At 50.7% G+C, this 22,438-nt stretch carries 20 protein-coding genes; 7 read left to right on the forward strand and 13 right to left on the reverse strand.

The genetic code is table 11. The features are described 5' to 3' along the window. Positions 1-4: 4 nt before the first annotated feature. Together NYE74_RS03220 and NYE74_RS03225 are read right to left on the reverse strand one after the other, a co-directional pair. On the reverse strand, positions 5-1,405 hold the full coding sequence (locus NYE74_RS03220) for a transcriptional regulator (protein ID WP_341005298.1): 1,401 nt from the start codon (positions 1,403-1,405) through the stop codon (positions 5-7). 179 nt (positions 1,406-1,584) lie between these two features. Next, positions 1,585-1,767 (reverse strand): aspartyl-phosphate phosphatase Spo0E family protein, encoded by a 183-nt coding sequence (locus NYE74_RS03225; RefSeq protein WP_341004582.1) that lies wholly within the window; start codon positions 1,765-1,767, stop codon positions 1,585-1,587. A 252-nt stretch (positions 1,768-2,019) separates the two neighbouring features. On the opposite strand from NYE74_RS03225, the gene NYE74_RS03230 reads away from it, so the two are divergent. Beyond that, a complete protein-coding gene (locus NYE74_RS03230) occupies positions 2,020-2,241 on the forward strand; it encodes a helix-turn-helix transcriptional regulator (protein ID WP_036618197.1) in 222 nt (73 codons plus the stop codon). Positions 2,242-2,404: 163 nt separating this feature from the next. On the opposite strand, the gene ltrA is transcribed toward NYE74_RS03230, so the two are convergent. From ltrA to dnaA, 7 genes are all read right to left on the reverse strand, one after another. Continuing rightward, positions 2,405-3,796, reverse strand: a complete 1,392-nt coding sequence (ltrA, locus tag NYE74_RS03235; protein WP_036621729.1) for a group II intron reverse transcriptase/maturase — start codon at positions 3,794-3,796, stop codon at positions 2,405-2,407. Positions 3,797-4,669: 873 nt separating this feature from the next. Then, entirely contained in the window at positions 4,670-6,574 is a 1,905-nt protein-coding gene (gyrB, locus tag NYE74_RS03240) for a DNA topoisomerase (ATP-hydrolyzing) subunit B (protein WP_036618199.1), read from the reverse strand. Positions 6,575-6,643: 69 nt separating this feature from the next. After that, positions 6,644-6,892 carry an extracellular matrix regulator RemB gene (gene remB, locus NYE74_RS03245; RefSeq protein ID WP_036618201.1) on the reverse strand — a complete coding sequence of 83 codons (249 nt, stop codon included), beginning with the start codon at positions 6,890-6,892 and terminating at the stop codon, positions 6,644-6,646. Position 6,893: 1 nt separating this feature from the next. Then, complete coding sequence (recF, locus tag NYE74_RS03250; RefSeq protein ID WP_036618203.1) at positions 6,894-8,018, reverse strand: DNA replication/repair protein RecF; 1,125 nt, start codon at positions 8,016-8,018, stop codon at positions 6,894-6,896. A gap of 62 nt (positions 8,019-8,080) precedes the next feature. Beyond that, a complete protein-coding gene (gene yaaA / locus NYE74_RS03255; RefSeq protein WP_036618205.1) occupies positions 8,081-8,305 on the reverse strand; it encodes a S4 domain-containing protein YaaA in 225 nt (74 codons plus the stop codon). 20 nt (positions 8,306-8,325) lie between these two features. Further along, positions 8,326-9,468, reverse strand: a complete 1,143-nt coding sequence (dnaN, locus tag NYE74_RS03260) for a DNA polymerase III subunit beta (RefSeq protein ID WP_036618206.1) — start codon at positions 9,466-9,468, stop codon at positions 8,326-8,328. Positions 9,469-9,874: 406 nt separating this feature from the next. Beyond that, positions 9,875-11,221 (reverse strand): chromosomal replication initiator protein DnaA, encoded by a 1,347-nt coding sequence (gene dnaA, locus NYE74_RS03265; protein ID WP_036618207.1) that lies wholly within the window; start codon positions 11,219-11,221, stop codon positions 9,875-9,877. Between the two features lie 897 nt (positions 11,222-12,118). Between dnaA and NYE74_RS03270 the strand changes: the two genes are divergently transcribed. Together NYE74_RS03270 and NYE74_RS03275 are read left to right on the forward strand one after the other, a co-directional pair. Beyond that, a complete protein-coding gene (locus tag NYE74_RS03270) occupies positions 12,119-13,243 on the forward strand; it encodes a C45 family autoproteolytic acyltransferase/hydolase (RefSeq protein WP_036618209.1) in 1,125 nt (374 codons plus the stop codon). A gap of 19 nt (positions 13,244-13,262) precedes the next feature. Next, positions 13,263-14,141 (forward strand): AraC family transcriptional regulator, encoded by an 879-nt coding sequence (locus NYE74_RS03275; RefSeq protein WP_036618211.1) that lies wholly within the window; start codon positions 13,263-13,265, stop codon positions 14,139-14,141. 129 nt (positions 14,142-14,270) lie between these two features. On the opposite strand, the gene gntK is transcribed toward NYE74_RS03275, so the two are convergent. The 4 genes from gntK to gnd all read right to left on the reverse strand — a co-directional run bounded on the left by gntK (position 14,271) and on the right by gnd (position 19,152). Next, complete coding sequence (gene gntK / locus NYE74_RS03280) at positions 14,271-15,818, reverse strand: gluconokinase (protein ID WP_036618213.1); 1,548 nt, start codon at positions 15,816-15,818, stop codon at positions 14,271-14,273. A 132-nt stretch (positions 15,819-15,950) separates the two neighbouring features. Continuing rightward, positions 15,951-17,312, reverse strand: a complete 1,362-nt coding sequence (locus tag NYE74_RS03285) for a GntP family permease (protein ID WP_316560451.1) — start codon at positions 17,310-17,312, stop codon at positions 15,951-15,953. A 153-nt stretch (positions 17,313-17,465) separates the two neighbouring features. Further along, entirely contained in the window at positions 17,466-18,137 is a 672-nt protein-coding gene (locus tag NYE74_RS03290; RefSeq protein ID WP_036618216.1) for a GntR family transcriptional regulator, read from the reverse strand. Between the two features lie 115 nt (positions 18,138-18,252). Then, positions 18,253-19,152: a phosphogluconate dehydrogenase (NAD(+)-dependent, decarboxylating) gene (gene gnd, locus NYE74_RS03295; protein WP_036618218.1), complete on the reverse strand. Its 900-nt coding sequence runs from the start codon at positions 19,150-19,152 to the stop codon at positions 18,253-18,255. 372 nt (positions 19,153-19,524) lie between these two features. On the opposite strand from gnd, the gene rpmH reads away from it, so the two are divergent. The 4 genes from rpmH (at position 19,525) to jag (ending at position 21,821) form a co-directional block, all read left to right on the forward strand. Next, positions 19,525-19,659, forward strand: coding sequence for a 50S ribosomal protein L34 (gene rpmH, locus NYE74_RS03300; RefSeq protein WP_009223341.1), 135 nt, complete (start codon positions 19,525-19,527; stop codon positions 19,657-19,659). Positions 19,660-19,791: 132 nt separating this feature from the next. Next, complete coding sequence (gene rnpA, locus NYE74_RS03305) at positions 19,792-20,142, forward strand: ribonuclease P protein component (RefSeq protein WP_036618220.1); 351 nt, start codon at positions 19,792-19,794, stop codon at positions 20,140-20,142. Positions 20,143-20,217: 75 nt separating this feature from the next. Then, entirely contained in the window at positions 20,218-21,105 is an 888-nt protein-coding gene (locus tag NYE74_RS03310; RefSeq protein WP_036618221.1) for a YidC/Oxa1 family membrane protein insertase, read from the forward strand. Next, the gene (jag, locus tag NYE74_RS03315) at positions 21,102-21,821 is read left to right on the forward strand and encodes an RNA-binding cell elongation regulator Jag/EloR (RefSeq protein ID WP_036618223.1); all 720 of its coding nucleotides are present in this window, start codon (positions 21,102-21,104) and stop codon (positions 21,819-21,821) included. Before NYE74_RS03310 ends, jag begins: the two co-directional genes overlap by 4 nt. Positions 21,822-22,438: the final 617 nt, after the last annotated feature.

Raw genomic sequence — 22,438 nt, forward strand, 5'->3', positions numbered from 1 at the left:
AAAATTAATGGCGTACAACAGAGTATTTTTTTTCATGGCCATCCCCCATTTCCACTAATTGATGATACTCTACTTTCGATTCAGCCGACGCAACGTTTCTAAAACGTTCAAACAATCTCATACACCGAAGCATAGAGCTTTCGTCATTTATCATAGTAGATTTTTTTAGGCCATCTATCAAGAATTTAAATCCTTGTTTGTGATCCCCTTTAATTAAATAATAATCAGCTAATTCATACAGCAAACCAACGAGCTGATCGTCGGTATTTTGTTGGTTGTATATTTCGTTTTCTTCATACTCCAGGACGTTAGACAATACGGTTTCAAACTTCATGAGAATATGATCGACGTTAATCTTGTATCGGTTAGCTACTATCATGATATTCCATAAACCCGTGAGTACTTCATTTTCCTTCTTTTCAAAGTAATTCACGTATTCCGGAAGTAACTCTATATTGCCAGCCATTAACTTGGTTAGCAAAATATTCGCTTGAGTCCATTCCTGGAACAAGTTCTTCCAGTGTAGTGTTTCTTTATCCGTCTCCTTGACCCATTCTAAATCAGTAGCTTCACTGAGAATTTGCAGAGCCAATTCATAATCCTCTTGTTCATAATACGCATGGCTTATTAGCATATTACTAAAGGCAATATAAAAAAATACTGGCCTGGGCAGTTTCTTAACAAGGCCTTGATCACTCTTTTTCCGGGAGTGGGACAAAGAGTACTGAATTTTAGCCAACTGCTTTAACTTTTCACCAATTTTATAGAGCTTATCCCAGCGACGCAAGGAACGATAAGCATCAGCCAAATCCTTCAACGCATTCAGTTGATCGATTTCATCAAGCCGCTCTGCGAAAGGCTCAAACTGGATCGCCGCCCGGTAATTTTGTTCCTGATCGGGGCCAAGTCTAGTTAGGAACAACTTGTACTGGCAATAAGCTAACCGTTCTGAATGCTGACTTTTTTCGCTTAGAGCTACACTCTCGTAAAGAATCGCTGCTGCCATCCGTTTTCCTTGCGCAATTAAATCTTCTGCTACCTCAAACAGGGGAGATGAATATAAAGGGTTATCCAGCAATAGATTTACGATTTGCTTAATGCAATCCAACTTTTCCAGCTCTGCGCACCGGTAAAAAAAAGGTTTGATTCTGCGCCAATTCGGCGCCACTTCATTCAAGTACTCCTGGATGTACTGCTCATAAAAATGCCCATCGGGTAAATTCATCATTGCAGTAATCTGGTCCAGTTGATGAACGGAAAGCACTCTCTGACTGTTTAAAATAGCACTCATCGTTCCCGTATTCAATCCAGTCAGCCTGGATAGTTGACTAATATTTAACCCATGCTGTTTTGAAAATTGCTCCAGCGCTCCGAGAATCGTGGTTGTATTATTCAAACTAACCACCTCTGATAAATTTTGGGAATATATTATAAATATAACCATATTTTGAACAATGGTCAATACAATTTACGCAGATTGTACGAATGCTTACGCTTTTGCCTCACCAGTTACAAAGCTTTCATTATCTGTTAAAATAAAAGGGCGAGCAACCCAGCAAAGTTTCTCGCCCCTAAGTCGATTGTTCACGCAATCGGCTTTTTTATGTTACGTCTATGAAGCTGGTAATACTGATTAATGAGTTCATCAAGGATCATAGATTGATGAATCACGCGCGGATGTCCAAACTGTCCATTGTATTTTTCCGTCAATACATGCAATTTGTTTCGCTCTCGCTCAATCCTTGCCTGAATACCATTTTCATTCATTGGCGTGTACCTCCCTAGTGTAATATCCTAGGGAAATATGCCTTTTTTTGAAATTTTTTATAGGAGACAAACCTCCCCCTCTTTACTATCCGGCAAAAGGTGCTTTCAAGCCAGAGGTGATCTGGCTTTTTTTATTATACAACTAAAAATAGTTGACGCAATATTTTTCATGAAAAATTTACCGTGATTAAAAAATTTCAACTCCTCTATCATAAAAAGAAGAGACGGAATAAAAATGAGGAGCTGTAGCATTTGAGGATCAAGGAAGCAAGGGAAGCCGCAGGGTTTACCCAAGAATCACTCGTACAACACATCAACAACACCATGAAATGCACATTGCGAAACTATCAGAATATTGAGTACGGTATTGTGATTCCGAACGCCACCTTAGCGCTGTTGATCGCCCATGTGCTGCATGTGGACCCGCGAGATATCGACGAATGGAAGTTTAAAACCCCAAACACTGATTTGTAGATATGTAACGCTGGATGTGTTATACTAAGGACAAATTATGAAGGAACAACCCCTATGTCATATCTTCATCTGCACATGGGTAAAATCGAGTAGGAGAGGGTGACTAACCCCCGTCCTCTCACACCACCGTACATGCGGGTCCGCATACGGCGGTTCCAAAAGGTTAACAAAGCTCCAGGTAACGAGAAAGCAAACTCTTCAGCCCTTTCACTTCCCAGTAGGAAGTCGGAAGGGCGTTATTTGTGTTTCGAGACATTTCCCATGCACCCCGGCGGGAGTTTGCCATAACATAGCAGGCCCATTCTGGGACTCCGAGTGCCCGAAGTTCACGAATTCGGGTGCGTACCCGCTTCCATTGTTTCCATAGGCACATTCGAAGTCTTCTTCGAATCCACTGGTCGAATCTTTCACAGTGGCTCTTCGCCGATGCGATTCGGAAATATCCAATCCATCCCATGAGGTAACGGTTCAGTCTAGATATACGTTCCTCCATGGAGACTGATTGGGTACGGTTTGTCAACTCCCGGATCTTCTCTTTAAATCGAGAGATTGTCTTGGGAGCCAATCGAATCGTCGCCTGTTTATTCGACAGGAAACTAAAGCCAAGAAACTTCCGGTTCCATGGCCTGTCCACTGCACTTTTGTCCCGATTCACTTTCAGTTTCAACTTTCCTTCCACAAATCGTGTGACCGATTCCATGACTCGTTCACCTGCTCGCCTGCTCGCTACAAAGATGTTGCAGTCGTCCGCGTAACGAACAAACCGCAGCCCCCTCTTTGTCAGTTCTTTATCCAAATCATCGAGTAAGATGTTTGCCAGAAGCGGACTTAGCGGACCGCCTTGCGGAGTTCCCTCGTCCGTCTTCTGGCAGATGCCACCTTCCATCATTCCGGCTTCCAAGTAGGCCCGAATCAGCTTCAAGACTCGCTTGTCTGTCACTCTCCTTGCCACTCTTGCCATGAGAATGTCGTGGTTCACCCGGTCAAAGAACTTTTCCAAATCCATATCTACGACCCATCGCAGACCGCTTTGGATATATCGCTGGGCTTGCTTCACGGCATCGTGTGCTCTCTTCCCCGGTCTAAAGCCGTAGCTGTACCAAGAGAAGGGGGCATCGAAAATCGGGTTCATCACTTGCAGAAGTGCTTGTTGGAGGAAGCGGTCCATCACGGTCGGGATACCGAGCAGCCTTACACCGCCTCCGGGTTTGGGGATTTTCACCCGTCTGACAGGTATCGGTCTGTACGTTCCCGTTAGGAGTTCATCTTTCACCGTTTCCCAGCGTGTGTTCAGGTAAGCCTGTAGCCCCGCTACCGTTACTCGGTCTACACCGGGGGCACCTCCGTTTTGTACCACTCGCTTATAGGCGAGCCTGAGGTTCTCCCCTTCGAGCATTCGCTCCAACAAGTCGTTACTTGCCTCGTGAGAGGAAGGATCGATTTGTGCCGATGAAGAACTCGGCGCTCCAACATACCCTGACGGCTTCACCGCTTCTCTTTGTTGGCAGCTCCCTTTTGGGATATTCGGCTGTCTTTGCTCTTCACGCGAACGCATCGGTTTCCTCTCTCCTTTCGGTTCGGCCCTTCCGCTTTCCGGCGTCCCGTACTTGCGTACTATGGCCTCTGCTGACTCCTGCGGGTTCAGCGCAGCCTCTCGGTTGCGGTTACGAAGTGACTTCGCATTTTTTTTTTTTCTCCCGCAGGCCTCCCCAGATAAGAACGTCATCTTTCCGCCCACGACCACTGGAGTTTACAGGAGTGATCCTTGGCGGCTTTGGATTTCGCTGTGTTATGGCAGCTCATCCGGTTCATCCTGCCTCAAATCCAGTTTGTGTACCTTGGCCCGTGCTTTTGCCTCCGGCTTCCTTCAGATTCCACCTCGCGATGGACACCCTTGCCCTTGGCTAGCGGCAGGCGCTCGCCAGCCCCCGCTCGGGACTTTCACCCTATAGATGACGCCCATGCTGGGCGTACATAAAAATAGTCGTGATGTTGGTAGCATCACGACTATTCCGACAAAGCTCCAGTGGGCAACCACGGCGAGATTTTCATTCAAAGAGAAGAAAAACCACCGGTCAAGGGCCCAACCTATCGCCGGTGGTTTTTCTTGTCTCTACGTGCTTTCTTCTGTTTTTTGCCGCAAAACAAAGTCTGAAGGCCAGCAAAAATGCCAACCACTTTAAGCAGCAAGTCCAGAATCTTCACGAACAAGTCAAGTGATACAGCGTCACCCCCTTTCGGGTAGTCACCATGTCATTCCCACCGGTTTACTCCGTCTATGACTGATTATAGCAAGTTTCAGACAAGCCGAATTTAAGTAACCTTCCTCGTCGTCTTCCCTCTTGCGTACCTCCATATTAAAAAAATACCGCCACCACAGTGACGGTATTTTGATCAATTTCACGCTGATTTTTACTTTTTCATCTGATTAGATATCGAGGTTCTTGACGTATCTGGCATGCTCGTGAATGAAATCGCGGCGCGGCTCGACGTTGTCGCCCATCAGCGTATCAAAAATCGCATCCGCCTGAATGGCGTCGGCAATCGATACCTGCTGCATCGTCCGGCTTTCCGGATCCATCGTCGTCTCCCACAGCTGCTCCGGGTTCATCTCGCCCAAACCTTTGTAGCGCTGAACGTTGACTTTTACCCCTTCGCCGAATTCGGCGATGATTTCATCGCGTTCTTTCTCGGACTGGGCGTAGCGCACCGTTTTGTTGCGTTCGATTTTGAACAGCGGCGGCATCGCGATATAAACGTAACCGGCTTCGATGATCTTCCGCATGTAGCGGAAGAAAAACGTCAGCAGCAGCGTCCGGATATGGGCGCCGTCAACGTCGGCGTCGGTCATGATGATGACCTTGTGATACCGCGCCTTCGCAATATCGAACTCCTCGCCGATCCCGGTGCCCAGCGCCGTGATGATCGCGCGGATTTCGGCGTTGCCGAGGATGCGGTCCAGACGCGCTTTCTCCACGTTCAAAATTTTACCGCGCAGCGGCAAAATCGCCTGGAAGTGGCGGTCCCGCCCTTGCTTCGCCGAGCCGCCGGCCGAGTCGCCTTCGACGATGTACAGTTCGCTGATCGAGGCGTCCTTGGAGGAGCAATCCGCCAGCTTGCCCGGCAGGGCGCTGACCTCCAGGGCGCTCTTGCGGCGCGTCAGCTCGCGCGCTTTACGGGCCGCTTCCCGCGCCCGCGAAGCCTGCAGCGATTTCTCCAGGACGCGCCGGGATACGGCCGGGTTTTCCTCCAAAAATTCCTGCAGCTTCTCCGCAAACAGCGATTCCACGATTCCCCGCACTTCGCTGTTGCCGAGCTTCGTTTTCGTTTGCCCTTCGAATTGGGGTTCGGGAATTTTCACGGAAATAATCGCCGTCAATCCTTCGCGCACGTCGTCCCCGGTCAAATTGTTGTCATTGTCCTTGATCATCCCGGCCTTGCGGGCATAATCGTTGATGATGCGCGTCAGCGCGCTCTTAAAGCCGGATTCGTGGGTGCCGCCCTCGTGCGTATGAATGTTGTTGGCAAACGAATAAATATTTTCGGTATACCCTTCGTTGTATTGCAGGGCAATTTCCACCTGAATCATTTCGCGTTGGCCTTCCACATAAATCGGCTCTTCATGCAGCACTTCTTTGTTATGATTCAGGAAAATCACATATTCCTTGATGCCGCCTTCGTAATGGAACGAATCGCTGGCTCCGGTGCGTTCATCGGTCAGGGAAAGATTGATGCCTTTATTCAAAAAGGCCAGCTCCCGAATCCGCGTCAGCAGCGTGTTGTAATCGAAAACGGTCGTTTCCGTAAAAATTTCCGGATCGGGGTAAAATCTCGTCTTCGTCCCGGTTTCCTCCGTGTCGCCAATGACCCGCACATCGTATTGAGGCACGCCGCGGTGATACTCTTGCTGATAAGCATGCCCGTCGCGTCTTACCTCAACGACGACTTTCGTGGACAGCGCGTTGACGACGGAAACGCCGACCCCGTGAAGTCCCCCTGACACTTTGTACCCGCCGCCGCCGAATTTCCCCCCGGCATGCAGCACGGTCATGACGACTTCGAGCGTTGATTTCTGCAGCTTCTCATTCAGGCCGACCGGAATGCCCCGGCCGTTGTCTATGACAGTCACACTGTTATCTTCATGAACGATGACGTCGATTTTGTTGGCATAGCCGGCAAGCGCCTCGTCTATACTATTGTCTACGACTTCCCATACCAAGTGGTGCAAACCGCGGACGCTGGTGGATCCGATATACATCCCCGGCCGTTTCCGGACCGCTTCCAGGCCTTCGAGCACCTGTATGTTACTCTCGTCATACGTTTGTTCGTTCATCGACAATGCCTTCACCTACTTCTATAGATTCAACCACAACTTGTAAACCCCTGAACTTATATTATAACGCTAAACCGCCAATATAACGTTAGCCTTTTTTTTCAAAGTCGCCGAGGAAATAGGCGAATAGTATACTTCATTTTGGGTCACGACGATCGACTTGGCCTCTTCTTCGCCGATACGCACGACGTTTTTTTGCTCAAGCGCGTGGCTGATAAACTGCTTGGATATTTTCGAAGACTGCTCGATGGAAATATCAAAAATCGCAACCAACTCCGAAGAGAGAATGACTTTTTCTCCGCCCAAATGAATATACATTTTACTCCTTCGCCCCTCCTTGGACTTGTCCGTCCTGAACATGAAAAATGCTGGCGTCCCGCAGCCGGCTTGCATTGATGCTTTCGATGCCAGTTGCCGTAATGAACGTCTGCACTTTGCTCTGAAACGTTTCGATCAATTGGGTTTGGCGGTAAGGGTCGAGCTCGGACAATACGTCGTCGAGCAGCAGGATGGGATATTCCCCGATCTCCTCATGAATGAGCTCGATTTCCGCCAGTTTCAAAGATAACGCCGTGGTCCGCTGCTGCCCCTGCGACCCGTATACTTGGGCTTCGTTCCCGTTAATATAAAAAGAGACATCGTCGCGATGGGGGCCGCAAAGCGTCATGCCGCGGCGGATTTCCTGATCCTTCACTTGTGATAACTTTATCATAAATTGGCGCAATAAGACAGCTTCATCTTCTTCTTCCGTCTCGCCGAACGAGGGAAGATAGGATAATTTCAGCTTTTCACCGCCGCCGGTGATGCCTTCGTGGATCTGCTCCGCCCATTTTTGCAGTTTTCTTATAAATTGTTTCCTTTTTTTGATGATTTTAACACCATGCTCCGCAAGCTGCTCGTTCCAGATTTCCAGCATCGTGGAAAGCTCGGGTCCGGCGCCCCAGGCTTGTTTCAGCAGGTTGTTCCGCTGCACCAAAACCTTCTGATATTGCTGAAGATGATATAAATATCCGGGCTGCACCTGGCCGATTTCCATATCTAGAAAACGCCGCCGCACTCCCGGCGTGCCCTTGACGATTTCCAAATCCTCCGGGGCGAACATGACGACGTTCAGCGCGCCGATGAAATCGCTGAGCTTGCGCTGCTCCAGACCGTTCAGCTTCGCTTTTTTGCCCTGCGAGGTCAGGCGAAGCTCCAGGCGGACGGCTCCGTACTTCTTCTCCACTTCCGCCTCGACCACGGCGTGATCGCTGCCGAACGAAATCAGCTCCTTGTCTTTGCCGGTCCGGTGCGATTTCGACAAAGCCAGCACAAACAAAGCTTCGAGCAGATTGGTTTTGCCTTGAGCGTTGCGTCCGATGATCAAATTGACGGCGCCAAACGAGTTTAACGAGAGCGTATCATAGTTCCGGTAATGCTGCAGCGTTATTTGATTAACATACACGATAGCTTAAGCCCCCTCGTTTTCCGCTTCCTTCCGCGGATTTAAGGCTGTGAAGCAGCCGGTCAGGGAGCCTTCGGTCCGGCCACCTGGAAGGTTCCGCTTCCTTCCACTTCGATTTTATCTCCAGGATAAAGCTTCCGGCCCCGGCGCTCTTCCGCCTCCCCGTTGACTTTGACCGCCCCGTCCGCCAGCAGCGCTTTGGCCATGCCGCCCGTCGGCACGCAATCGGCCAATTTTAAAAATTGATCCAATTTAATATATTCACTGGAAATGGAGATTATTTTCATGGCGCCAATTTCCTTTCAGATCAGTGGGTAGTCCGGTAAGGCAAAATCAGATACAGGCTCTGCGTGTCGTCTACCGGCTTGATAATGATCGGGCTCATCGCGCCCGTAAATCCGATATGCAGCTGCTCGCTCTCCACGACTTTGAGCACGTCCAGCATATATTTCGAGTTGAAGGAGATGCGCAGCGGTTCCCCGGTGAACTGGGCGACTTCCATTTGCTCGGTAACTTTCCCCAGTTCCGAAGAGCTGGAGGAGATTTCAATGGAGCCGTCCTCCAGCGTCTGCAGGCGCACGATGTTCGTTTTCTCCTCGCGGGACAGCAAATAAGCGCGGTCGATCGAATCGCTTAATTTTTTCGTGTCCAAAATCAGTTCTGTTTTATAGTTTGTCGGAATAATCTTGGAAGTATCCGGATAAGTCCCGTCGAGAATGCGCGTATAGAACAGGACGCGGTCGATTTTGAACAGCACCTGGTTGTCGGCGACGACGATCTCGATGCGCGTATTTTGATCGGGAATGATTTTGCTCAGCTCGTTTAGGGTTTTGCCGGCAATGACGATGTTGCTGAAGCGCGCCCCTTCGGCGTCATCGAGCCCGGCCACACGGCTGGCCAGCCGGTGCCGGTCCGTCGCCACGAACTTGAACTGATTGTCGCTTAAATTCCACAATACCCCGGTCAGAATCGGCGAAGTTTCGTTGGTGGAAATCGAGAATACGGTCTGCCGGATCATATTTTTCAGCAAATCGCCGGGAATGGAAATGACCTGGTTCTCCTCGACGCTCGGCAGTACCGGGAATTCCTCGGGGTCAAGGCCGACCATTTGGATGTCCGTCGCACCGGAGCGAATGAACGTTTGAAAGCCGTCCTGAACCTCCATTTCGATTTCTTCCGAAGGCAGCTTTTTGATAATTTCAACGAAAAATTTAGCGGGCAGCACTACGCTGCCGGGACGTTCGACTTGAACGATCTGCTTCTCCTTGTCCTCGGCCGGGATAAAGGCCTGAATGGAGATGTCGGTGTCGCTGGCGGTTAAGGTCATCCCTTGAAAATTCACTTCCAGCTTGATCCCCGTCAAAATCGGAATTGTCGTACGGCTGGAAATCGCCTTGGATACGTGCTGAATCGACTCGTTAAGATCATGTTTTAAAATGCGGATTTTCATAAATTCAACTCCTAAAAGTTTTATGGAGCGTGTGCTCCTTTAGAAATAACATCGCAATAAAACTACTTCGGAAGCATAAGCCTCTTTGAAATAACTTCGCAATAAAATTTACTTCGGTAACTTTAAATCTATTAGTAATAAAACTTGCTTTATACGCATAAGCTTGTTTTATGTAACGGGATTACTCCCTCGGTTCTTCGGGTTATACGAGAGCGCGCGAATTGTGCTGATTGCCGTTTGCGTTGGTCCCCGAAGTCAGGTTGTGCGCTACCACTTATTAAGATGTGTATATTTAAATATATTTAGAAGAAGTAGTAGGGGCCCTGAATATGTGGATAACAACCCGAAAAATATGAAATGAAGCCTATCCACATGTGAATATCATGTGCATAGGCTTATCCCTTATTCAGGTGGCGTTTTTTATTTTCTCGGTAATGTTGTTTACGATCTTGTACAGTTCCTGGTCGTTCTTGAGCTGCTGGGTGATTTTCTCGTGTGCGTGAATGACCGTCGTGTGGTCCCGTCCGCCAAAGGCGTCGCCGATCTTCGGCAGCGAGAAATCGGTTAGTTCGCGGGCCAGATACATGGCGATTTGCCGCGGAAAAGCGATCGCTTTGGTCCGTTTGCGAGCTTTGAAATCGTCCAGCTTCAAATTGTAGTAATCGCCGACCTTTTGCTGAATGTCCTGGATCGTTATCATCTTCGGACGGCTGGAAGGAATGATATCCTTGAGCGCTTCCGCCGCCAGATGAGTGGTGATGTCTTGATTGATCAGGGAGGAATAAGCGACAACCCGGATCAAAGCGCCTTCCAGCTCGCGGATGTTCGTATCGATTTGATTGGCGATATAGATCATCGCTTCGTTCGGAATATCGAGATTTTCGGCCTTGGCCTTTTTGCGCAAAATCGCGATCCGCGTCTCCAAATCCGGCGGCTGGATATCGGTGATCAGTCCCCATTCGAACCTCGAGCGCAGCCTCTCCTCCAGCGTCGGAATCTCTTTTGGCGGGCGGTCGCTGGAGATGATGATCTGCTTCCTCTCTTCGTGCAGCGCGTTAAACGTATGGAAAAATTCCTCTTGGGTCGATTCCTTGCCGGCCAGGAACTGAATATCGTCGATCAGCAAGATGTCGATGTTGCGGTATTTGTTGCGGAAGCTTTCCGCACGGTTATCCCGGATGGAATTGATGAATTCGTTCGTAAATTTCTCGGAGGAAATGTATACGACTTTGCTGCTGGGGCTATGCTCCAAAATATAGTGGCCGATCGCGTGCATCAGATGGGTTTTGCCGAGTCCTACGCCGCCGTAGAGGAAAAGCGGGTTGTACGCGCGGGCCGGCGCTTCCGCGACAGCCAGGGAAGCCGCATGGGCGAAGCGGTTGCCGGACCCGATGACGAACGTGTCGAACGTATACTTCGGATTAAGCATGTTGGAAACGCTTTCCTCGCTTGGGACGGGAGCGGGAGGTTCCTTGTACACCTGGGTTTGTTCGGCCGGAGCGGATTCTTCAATGACGAAGGAGACGTCGAGCTGTTTGCCGGTAAATTCGAAAATCGTCGTTGCGACCAGCTTCGTGTAGCGGCTTTCCAGCCATTCCACCGCAAACGTCGTCGGCGCGGAGATGACGATCGCTTTGTCGGTCATAGTGACGATCTTCGTTGCTTTGAACCAGGTGTCAAAGCTGGGTTTGCTCAGTTTGGTATTAATGATCGCTAAAATTTGCTGCCATATTTCCGAAGTATGGCTGTCCACAGACTGTCACTCCTTTTAAAACTTCCAAGTGTGGCTTAAGCCATGCGAAAGAAGTCAAAAAAACATAAATAATGGGGAAATTTATCCCCATAGTCCAGTTCCATATGATTATTATAAACGTGAATAAATTCGAATTGTTCACAATTTTATCCACAGGTTGTGAATAAACGATACTCAAAACTTAGATATTCACAACAAAAGCAATATAATCATAGCAAACCAAGGCTTATATTTCAATGTATTGTCTGCTTTTATCCACAAATTCAATAACTTGTGCATAATTCTCATGCACACCACTACATATTGTTTATAATTTGTTTAAATTTCGACATGATGAACGAAAAACTCAAAAAAATTATGCACAGGTTATTAATGGCAAGACCTGACCGGCTTCTCTTCACCTGTGCATATATTTTTTTAATGGGATAATAGGCTTAACCCAGAAGATCAGAAATCGGTGCTTGACTGAACTTGACTGCTGGTTGCTGGACCGGGGAACCGATGGCTGGGACTTTAAAATAGCGGCACTTTATGTACTTATTATCCGTTGCCAAGCACGTTCAACCTCATTAGCGGCATTTTATGTACCTATATTCCTATGGATGCCCCGAAAGCCGGCATCACCCTACGTTTCGTAAATATAGCGACATAAATTGCCTCTATTTCTCTCCAATGGACGGATATTGCCGGAATAACGCCCTTTTTTGCCCTTATGTTTTTCGTTGCAGTTAGGCAGCAGAAACTATCAAGATTTTTATTTTTGCCTCTGGCAGAATATATGTTGAACAAAAGAATAAAGGGTTTGGCAAGCGATGTGAAATGATTCTGAAGAAAAGGCAGTGGTCGAAGCAGGAGAACCGGAATAATAAAAAACTCATTGGACATAGGAGGAACCGGATGATTAAAAAACAAGCTTATACGGTAGAATTGCGAGGAACGAATTACGAAATCGGCTGGGGCTTTGGCGAATTTACGAAGGAGAACCCTGCGCTGAGAGCTTTTCACACCGCTGGATTTGATCATTTTGATGAAGCGGAGGCGAAGAAAGCCGCCGAATTGTTCAACCGCTGGTGTCCGGGCCTTGCCGAGGAACTGCGGGGATTCGCCGACGCGCTGGAAGCCAAGCCTTCGCAAATCATCTATTACGCCATGACTTACTTGCGCCCGCGGTGCAGCCAGATCGCCGTCTTGCCGGGGATTTCCGCAAGCGGAAACCCGCTGCTTGCCCGGAACTATGAATTCAGCTCGGATGCGGAGGATTTTACGCTGGTGAAAACCTCCGTGACCGGAAAGTATGCCCATCTTGGCACCAGTGTGCTGCATTTCGGCCGCGATGACGGTTTTAACGAATGCGGGCTTGCCGTGACGATGAGCTCCTGCGGCTTTCCGGTTGGGGCGCTGCCGTATATGCGCAGTCCGAAGCTGACCGGTTTGCAGTTTTGGGCGGTGATCCGCGCATTGCTGGAAAACTGCAAGGATGTCCCCGAGGCCTTGGCGTATATGAAAGACATGCCTATAGCGTATAACATGAACCTAATGCTTGTGGATAAAAGCGGCCGAGCCGCGCTCGCGGAAACGCTCGATGGCCGGATGGCCGTGAAGCAAATCGACCATTCCAGCACCACCCAGCTTCTTTACGCCACCAATCATCCGCATATGCCGGAACTGGTGCCTTACGAGCCGCAGGCGATGCGCAATTCCCTGCAGCGTTACGAATTGATGGGGCATACTCTTGAAGGGAAGGGTCAGGTTTCGGAGGATGATTTGAAGCAGCTGCTATTGGGAAAATTCCCGGCCGGCCTCAGCTGCCCGTATTATGAAGACTTTTTCGGTACCACTAAAAGCATGATCATGAACCCGGCCAAAGGGACCATGGAACTGTGCTGGGGCGGACGAAGCGCCAACGGCTGGCGCAGTTATGATATTCGCGAACCGCTTGGCGAGACCGTGCTGGACATCGAATTGCATGCGGACAAAGCACATCCTGAATTTTTCGGGTTCGTGCCTATTCCAGCGAATTGATATGAAGTGAGGGTGTGCCGTGGACTGTTTGCAGGCGTTCGAAAAAGCGATTATATATATAGAAAACCATCTGGGTGAGGAGATCGGCGTAGAGGACGTGGCAAGGAAAGTTGGTTATTCCTACTATCATCTTACCAGGCAGTTTTCGGCGCTGCTGGGTGAAAGCATCGGAAGCTATATCAAAAAGCGGCGTTTGGCGGACGGAGCGAAAAAGCTGCTATACACCGACAAGCGGATTATCGATATAGCGCTGGAAAACGGGTTTCACTCCAACGAGGCGTTCAGCCGGGCCTTCAAAACGGTATATAAGATGAGTCCCCATGCCTATCGCAAAAAACGGCTGAATTTGCTGATCGCGGCAAAAGATAGGCTGGAGCCGGAAGCGATCCGCCATCGGCTTAACAACATAACCGTTCACCCGCGAATCGTAGATGTGCCGGGGATCTTGATAGCCGGAATACGCGGCCGGACGACGCTGCGGGACAATGTTTTGCCCGAATTGTGGAGGAAGTTTCATGCCAAATCGCATTTGATTCCCGGCGTCAAACCGAACGGACGGGCTTTCGGCATTTGTGAAGCCTGTCAGGGGGATAACGCGCTGTACACAATGGGCGATGACATGCTTTTTTCCGAGGTGGTTGGCCTGGAGGTGGATGACGTTGAAGGTCTGCCCGAAGCTTTTGTCGTCAAGAGGCTGAAGGGAGGACGTTACGCCGTTTTCACCCATACGGGCACGCTGGAGCTGCTGCCGCAAACGTTTCGTTATATCTGGGGGACCTGGTTTTTTTCAACCAAAGAGGAGGTGGACGACCGGGAGGACTTTGAGCTGTATGATGAACGCTTTAAGGGCTACGATCATCCCCATTCGCAAATAGATATATATATTCCGTTAAAGTAGGCTAAAACAGTAGTGAAAAAATTAGACCCGCTTGTGAGTACGCATCATGCCAAAGGTTCGTTAAAGATCCTAAAGTACGAGCGCAACTCGGATAGGCGGGTCATTTTTATGTTTGAAGCTACCGTCCGCTCACCCCTCGGTCAGATGGCGCTGGAGCTTGGCGATCGCTTCGTATTCTTCTTCCAGCTTGCGCGAAATGCGGATGTAGATCGGCAGTATCTGTTTATAAACCGCGGTATGCTTGGCGTTTGGCGAATGCATGTACGTTCCCCCGACCATACTTTTGACAATATCGAAGGAATCGATTTCGCCCAGCGCATACAAGCCGAGGACGGCCGCGCCGAGACAAGAGCTTTCGATGCTTTCCGGGATTACGACCTGCTGGTCGAAAATATCGGCCAGCATCTGCCGCCACAGCGGGGAGCGGGCGAAGCCGCCGGTCGCCTGGATTTTGCGGGGCCGTCCGATCTGCTCTTCCATCGCCAGCAGCACCGTGTACAGGTTGTAAATAACACCCTCCAACACGGCGCGGATCATATGCTCTTTCTGATGATGCAGCGTCAGCCCGAAAAAAGAACCGCGCGCGTTCGGATTCCACAGAGGCGCCCGTTCGCCGGCCAGATAAGGGTGGAAAATAAGGCCGTCGGAGCCGGGGTTTACACGCTCGCCGATTTTGGTCAGTACATCGTAAGGGCTGATCCCGAGCCGTTTCGCGGTTTCGACCTCGGAAGCGGCGAATTCGTCGCGGACCCAGCGGAAAATCACCCCGCCGTTGTTGACCGGCCCGCCGATCACCCAGTGTTTGTCCGTAAGCGCGTAGCAGAAAATCCGCCCCTTCGGATCGGTTTTCGGCCGGTCGACCACCGTACGGATCGCGCCGCTGGTGCCGATCGTGACGGCGACGACCCCGGGATCGATCGCGTCCACCCCGAGATTGGACAGCACGCCGTCGCTCGCTCCGATCACAAATGGGGTCGAGGTCGACAAGCCCATATCGTCGGCGTATTTTTGCGAAAGCCCCTGCATAATATGCGTCGTCGGCACGAGCTTCGACAAATGCTCCGGCGTAATGCCGGCCACGCGCAGCGCTTCCTCGTCCCAATCCAGCTTCTCCAAATTCAGCAGCCCCGTGCAGGAGGCGATCGAATAATCGATCACGTATTCCCCGAACAGCTGGAGAAAAACGTATTCTTTAATAGAAATAAACTTCCGCGTTTTCTGAAAAATGTCCGGTTGCTCTTGGCGCAGCCACATCAGCTTGGTCAGCGGCGACATCGGATGGATCGGCGTTCCGGTGCGCAGATAGATCTCATGGCCGCCCAGCTCGTTTTTGAGCCGCTCCGCATAGTCCACGCTCCGGTTATCGGCCCAGGTAATGCAGCGCATCAGCGGTTTGCCGTCTTTATCGACCGGGATGACGCTGTGCATCGCCGTGCTGAACGACACGAAGCCGATTTGCTCCGGAGCCAGCCCGCTTTTTTTCATAATTTGGCGAACCACCGCCACGACGGCGGAGAAAATTTCATCCGGATCCTGCTCGGCGATGGAAGCGGAAGGGGTGTATAGCGGATATTCTTCGTTGGCGGAGGCGACCACCTTGCCGCTCCGTTCGAACAGGACCGCTTTGGTGCTGGTCGTTCCAATATCCAGGCCGATCATATAGGTCAGGGAATTCATTTCAAAACCTTCTCTCTACGTTTATATCTGTATAAGTTGAACAAATGATTGAACGAATTGAGGCTACCCTCTTGCCTTTATCATTCCTAATAGTTCAGCATATCCGGTTAACTCATTGTAAACATGACGTTTTTAAAAAATAAAGCTCAGAATCAAGATCAATACCAGTCCGACGACGGAAAGAATCGTTTCCATGGCCGTCCAGGACTTCAAGGTCTGCGGGACGGACATATTGAAAAACTCCTTCACCATCCAGAAGCCGGCGTCGTTGACGTGGGACAGCACGATCGAACCGGCACCGGTGGCCAGTACGGCCAGTTCCACATTCGCTCCCGGCGTCAGGGCGAGCACGGGCGCGACGATGCCCGCGGCCGTCGTCATGGCGACGGTGGCCGAGCCGGTGGCTACACGGATCAACGCGGCCACCAACCAGGAGAAGAAAATAATGTTGATATTCGCTCCGGTGGCCATTTCGGCAATTGCCTGGCCAACGCCGCTATTGATCAGCACCTGCTTAAACGCGCCGCCGGCGCCGATGATCAGCACGATCGATGCGATCGGCGCCAGACATTCGCTCGTAAATTTGGAAATGTCGTGCTTCGAAAATCCGCGGCTGTATCCCAGCGAAAAGAAGGAAAACACGACGGCGATCAAGAGCGCCATGATTTCATGGCCGATAAATTCGCAAAACAGCGTGATTGGGCTCGTTGCCTTGGGATCAATGATGCTTGCGAGCGAACCGATCAGCATCAGGATCACGGGCAGCAAAATCGTAAACAGCGTCATGCCGAAGCTCGGCGGCTTGCGGCCCTCTTTGACGGCAAATTGTTCGGCCAGCTCGGCCGGCGGCTGCAGGGCGATGCGTTTGCCGATATATTTGCCGAACAAGGGGCCGGCGATGATCGCGACCGGCAGCCCGACGAGGAGCGAATAAAGAATCGTCCGGCCCAGATCGGCCCCGTAGGCGTCGATTGCAATCATGGGGGCCGGATGCGGCGGGACAAGTCCATGCACGGTGGACAAGCCGGCCAAAATCGGTATGCCGATCTGCAGCAGCGACATGTTCGTCTTTTTGGCTACGGTAAATACGATCGGAATCAGCAAAATGACGCCGACTTCAAAAAAGACGGGGATGCCGACAATAAATCCGACGAGCATCATCGCCCAGTGCACTCTTTGTTCGCCGAAACGGTCGATCAAGGTCGTGGCGATCCGTTCGGCGCCGCCGGATTCGGCCATCATTTTGCCCAGCATCGTGCCGAGCCCGATGACAATGGCGATCGTCCCCAGCGTGCCGCCGAGGCCGCCCGTGATCGAACTAACGACGTCGAGCGGCTTCATGCCGGCCAGCAGCCCGAGCAGCAGGGCGGAGATCAACAGCGTAACAAACGGATTCCATTTATATTTGGAAATCAGCAAGACAAGAAAAACGATCACAATTAAGGTCCATAACAGCAGCGTGGCGTTATGGCTCATTCCGAACAGCGTACCCAAATTGAAGTTCCTCCTTTATAGTTAATGCCCATATTGCAACGCTTTCATTTCAATAGATTGATTGGATTTTAGTATGAGCTAAAATCCAATTCCCATTAATGTATACTTGTCGACAAGATGAACGGCCAAAGGCCGCACAAGGCCAGCCTTAAATCATTTAGGGATACTCTTATGCAGCGTACGGCGGGAATCGGCAAAATACTCTTCAATATTGCGCTGAATGGTCTCGCTGTCCCGCGATTTAAAACTTTCCAACAGCTTGCGGTGCTTGCCTACGACATATTCAATTTTTTCCTCGCCTTGCGATAGGACCTCGCGGGTCGTAATCAGCATGACCGTCATCACTACTTGCCGGATGCTGGTCCATAGCTGCTCGATTCGCGAATGGCGGGCCCCGGTAATGATCGTTTCATGAAAACAGAGGTCCTGATAAGCAAAATCCACCGTATCCCGGTGTTTGCCGGCCAGCTCCATTTTGTCGACGATTTTGTCCAATTGGGACAGCAGCTTCTCCGGATCGGCGGCGAGGCGCTGCCAGGCAAAGCTTTCAATCAAATAGCGGACATCGTAAAGCTCTTCGATATCCTGTAAATTCAGGCCGCGAACGACGGCCCCCATGCGCTGCAAAGTGATCAGGCCTTCGCCGGACAGCGTTTTCAACGCTTCTCGGACCGGAGAGCGGCTTGTTCCGAAATCCGCGGCAATGCGGTTTTCGGACAAGATCTCGCCCGGTTTGATCGCGCCGCTTACCATTTGCAGCCGAAGTTCGGCGGCGATCGACTCGCCTAAAGAGCCGCTTTTTAGCCATGAAGCAGGAAACTGCATGTATCATATCTCCTATTCAGATGAAATTTCCCGTGTGATCCTTTTTACTTGATCACTTCGATCATAGCATGAAAGCGTCCTGGCGGTCAGCCGATATCCGTACGTTTTAAACCGTTTATTTCGCTGATTCTACCGCGTGACCGCCGAATTCGTTGCGCAGCGCGGCGACGACTTTGCCGTGAAATGCGTCGCTATCCAGCGAGCGGTACCGCATAAACAGCGACATGGCGATAACCGGCGCGCTGGCTTGAAGATCGAGCGCCGTTTCGACCGTCCATTTGCCTTCCCCGGACGAATGCATGACCCCGCGGATGCTTTCCAGCTTCGGATCCTTGGAAAAAGCGTTTTGCGCCAGCTCCATCAGCCAGCTGCGGATGACCGAACCGTTGGACCATACGCGCGCCACCTGCTCGAAATCGAATTCAAACGGGCTTTTGTCCAGCACTTCAAAACCTTCGGCAATCGCTTGCATCATGCCGTATTCGATTCCGTTGTGCACCATTTTAAGAAAGTGGCCGCTGCCGGATTTCCCCGCGTACAAGTAGCCGTTTTCAACCGCTAGATCGCGGAAAAGCGGTTCGATATGGCGGAAGGCCGTTTCGTCCCCGCCGATCATGAAGCAGGCGCCATGCTCCGCGCCTTCAACGCCGCCGGAAGTGCCGACATCAAAGAAGTGGATGCCTTTCTCCGACAGCTGTTCGGCCAGGGCCAGCGAATCTTTATAATGCGAATTGCCTCCGTCGATGACGATGTCTCCTTGTTCAAGCAGCGGGGTAAGCGTTGTTACGACCGAATGCAAAGGTCCGCCGGCGGGGACCATCGCCCAGATGACCCGCGGAGGCTCCAAGGAAGCGACCAGCTGTTCCAAGCTGTTGGCGGGAACGGCTCCTTTACCGGCGGCATGGCTGACGGAATCCGGATTCATGTCGAAAGCTACGACCTCATGCTTGTGCTCAAGCAAATTGGAAACCAGGTTCATGCCCATCTTGCCAAGGCCGATCATGCCAATTTTCATGATAATAAAGCACCTCTTTCTTGTATCAGTATACTTGTATACAACTTCTCTTGTTCAATATACTCCTTAGCCCGAAACCTGTAAACCGGGGATGCCGGAAATTTGTGAATTCAACGGCGCAAGTCCCGCAAGCATACTTTTCCACATGTGCATAACTTATATGCTTGGCCGAATATTTTATTTATTTGTGGACAACTTTTTTTGAAACGAAGGATTGTGGATTGTGTATAATTTTTAAGAAAAAGAATGCGCCCGGGAAAAAGGAACGGTCTGTTGACTTTTTACAGGCGGTATGATTAAATGGAAAAAGGCATTTTCTGTGGATATGAAAATGATGAAATCGATAGTGAATCCTGTAAGGGGGTGCGATAGATGAAACCGACTTTCAAACCGAATGTGAGCAAGCGTAAAAAGGTTCATGGTTTCCGTAAAAGAATGAGCACGAAAAACGGCCGCAAGGTTCTCGCTGCTCGTCGTCTCAAAGGCAGAAAAGTATTGAGTGCGTAAAGCGTGCGTTAAAGACCACTGCGGTGGTCTTTTTTTTGTATGCGGCTTTAATTGCGGAAATGTTGGTCTATAATACTTTAGAAGTTACGCCCTTTGAAATGGATCGGGAAGTTTGAACCAAGGAGATAACTCGTGCATAAAAAACTTCGTTTAAGGAACCGGGCCGACTTTAATCGCATTTACCGGTTCGGAAAGTCCTTCGCCAACCGCCAGCTTGTCGTTTATTGGTCCAATAAGCCGGATATCGAACGGTTCCGGTTAGGGGTATCCGCCAGCAAAAAGATCGGCAACGCCGTGGTCCGCAACCGGATGCGCAGGCTGCTCAAAGAAATCGTCCGCCTGCACGAAGCCGAGATCCGCGACCATGTCGATCTCATCTTAATCGTCCGCAGCGGCGCCGTCGGGATGGAATACAAGGAACTGGAGAAAAGCGTGCTCCATGTGCTTCGGAAAGCCTCGTTGCTGCGGGCTTCCGGACGTTAGGCAGGCTTGTTTCTTTGTCCTTTTAAATATGTTATGATTTACGTTGAATGGATAGGTTAAGAGAGGGGTTTTGAAGTGTCGCGATTGATGACGAACAGAAGAAGATGGCTTCTTCTCCTTCTTGCGGTCGGGCTGGTGGCGGTTCTTGCCGGCTGCGCTCCGCAAAATGCTCATTTGGCTACCACGACGGAAAGCATGAAAACAAGCGGATCGTGGTGGACCGCAAACGTCGTTTACTATTTTTCGTTGGCCCTGGATACGTTTGCAAAATGGTTTAACGGTGAATACGGGATCGCGATTTTGATTATGGTGTTAATCGTGCGGACGCTGATTTTGCCGCTTACCCTTAAGCAGGTGAAGAGCTCCAAGGCGATGCAAGCGATCCAGCCGGAACTGCAAAAGATCCGCGAGAAATACAAGGATAACCCCGAGAAGCAGCAGCAGGAGACAATGAAGCTGTTCCAGGAGAACAAGGTGAACCCGATGGCGGGTTGTTTCCCACTGATCATTCAAATGCCGGTGTTTATCGCGTTGTATAACTCCATTTATTACAATTCGGCGATCCGTGAGCATTCCTTCCTGTGGCTGCAGCTCGGAGAACCGGATAAGCTGTTTATATTGCCGGCGATTGCGGCGATCACGACATTTATTCAGACCAAGATGATGTCGAATGTCAATCCGTCGGGCATGCAAGGGCCCATGGCGTTTATGATGTGGGTGTATCCGATTCTGATCTTTGTCATGGCGTACAATTTTGCCGCGGCGCTTCCGCTGTACTGGATTTTCAGCAACCTGTACACGATCGCGCAAAACTTCTTCATCTACCGTAAGAAGGACCCGGTTCCGGCCGTGGCAACCGCCGGCGGCGGCGGGGGAAGTTCTTCCGGCAAGAAGCGGGGCGGCTCGAATTTGAAAGCCGGTCATCCCGGCAAAGGCGCCAAGGAGGCCAAAAAATCGAAATGAATAAAATCGTGACGTCGGGAAAAACCATTGAAGATGCTGTAAGACAAGGACTGGCCAAGCTCGGCACCACCGAGGACAAAGTCGCCGTAAACGTGTTGGAGCAGCCGTCAAAAGGATTCCTGGGATTGATCGGGGTCAAGGAGGCAAAGGTGGAGCTTACTTTGCTTGAAGCCCCTGTTTCAGTACCATCCCCGCAAGGGAGCGCTCCGGAACCCCCGATGCCTGCTTCCGCGGAAGCGGAGGAATTGCATCAGGGGAATGAGGATCCCTATGAGGAGGCGGCGTCATTCGTACGGGACGTCGGCAAAAGCATGGGATTGGATCTCAATGTCGAGACCATCCATGGCAAAGACAGCACCGTGCTAAACATTTCGGGCCATGATTTGGGTCTCTTGATCGGGCGTAGAGGGCAAACCCTCGATGCTCTGCAATATTTGGTGAATATTATCGCCAACCGTTACTCGGATAGTTTTATTCGGATTGTATTGGATGCGGAAAATTTCCGCGAGCGCCGCAAAAAAACGCTGGAGGACCTAGCCGTAAGGCTGGCCGGAAAAGTCGTTCGTACGCGAAAGGAAGTCACGCTTGAACCGATGTCGCCGCAGGAGCGCAAAGTGATTCATTCCAAACTTCAGGATCATCCGGAGGTCAAAACGTACAGTAAAGGCGAGGAGCCGAACCGGCGGGTCGTTATTACACTGAAGCAAAGCAAATGAATGGGACGCAATGACGTTTGCTACGGCGTGAAGCCTGTAGAACGCCATTGCGTTTTTCTGTGTCTCAACCCTCCCAAACCAGGGACTCAACCCTCCCAAACCCTCCCTTACCGTAAGGGAGGGCTCCCAAGGGCTCGCTGCCCTTGGGGATCCCGCAAATTGGAGTAACGTGGGAGGAAAAGAGGTGCTCCTGCTCGCTGTTCCCTGCGGGAATGCGCTTTAGCTGCGTGCTTGGAACGCTTTTCCCCCTTCGGGTACGTCTTACTTTGAGTGCTCCCGGGTAACCTGAAAACATGCTGGATTACATTGCTGCTTTCGAAGCACCCGGGGTTACAGTGGCGAGTGGCTCGCTTGTCGCCCCTTCGGGGCACGCTCTACTTTCGGTGCTCCTGCCTCTATGCGGGAAATCGCAGGGAAGCGGGAGTTTAGAGTTACTGATGCGCGTGGTGGAGCGACTACCTGCAAGAAGGCCGCTGTCCCTCCGGGATGCGCTTAGGATGGAGCAAGGCGTCGCGAGTAATGCTTCGAAGATGTTGGCCGGATCGAGCTTTGCGATGATCCGGGAATATGCCTGGCGAAACATTTTTGTGAGCCGGCGTTTGTGTAGAAAAAATTGA

Origin of the sequence: Paenibacillus sp. FSL P4-0127 (assembly GCF_038007325.1) — a bacterium.
Taxonomy (GTDB): Bacteria; Bacillota; Bacilli; order Paenibacillales; family Paenibacillaceae; genus Fontibacillus; species Fontibacillus macerans.

Coding starts and splice junctions, on each gene's coding strand:
- gyrB (WP_036618199.1), bottom strand. CDS start 6,574: ATGAACGAACAAACGTATGACGAGAGTAACATACAGGTGCTCGAAGGC.
- NYE74_RS03290 (WP_036618216.1), bottom strand. CDS start 18,137: ATGCAGTTTCCTGCTTCATGGCTAAAAAGCGGCTCTTTAGGCGAGTCG.
- yaaA (WP_036618205.1), bottom strand. CDS start 8,305: ATGAAAATAATCTCCATTTCCAGTGAATATATTAAATTGGATCAATTT.
- dnaN (WP_036618206.1), bottom strand. CDS start 9,468: ATGAAAATCCGCATTTTAAAACATGATCTTAACGAGTCGATTCAGCAC.
- rpmH (WP_009223341.1), top strand. CDS start 19,525: ATGAAACCGACTTTCAAACCGAATGTGAGCAAGCGTAAAAAGGTTCAT.
- ltrA (WP_036621729.1), bottom strand. CDS start 3,796: ATGCGTTCGCGTGAAGAGCAAAGACAGCCGAATATCCCAAAAGGGAGC.
- gnd (WP_036618218.1), bottom strand. CDS start 19,152: ATGAAAATTGGCATGATCGGCCTTGGCAAGATGGGCATGAACCTGGTT.
- gntK (WP_036618213.1), bottom strand. CDS start 15,818: ATGAATTCCCTGACCTATATGATCGGCCTGGATATTGGAACGACCAGC.
- NYE74_RS03270 (WP_036618209.1), top strand. CDS start 12,119: ATGATTAAAAAACAAGCTTATACGGTAGAATTGCGAGGAACGAATTAC.
- NYE74_RS03225 (WP_341004582.1), bottom strand. CDS start 1,767: ATGAATGAAAATGGTATTCAGGCAAGGATTGAGCGAGAGCGAAACAAA.
- remB (WP_036618201.1), bottom strand. CDS start 6,892: ATGTATATTCATTTGGGCGGAGAAAAAGTCATTCTCTCTTCGGAGTTG.
- jag (WP_036618223.1), top strand. CDS start 21,102: ATGAATAAAATCGTGACGTCGGGAAAAACCATTGAAGATGCTGTAAGA.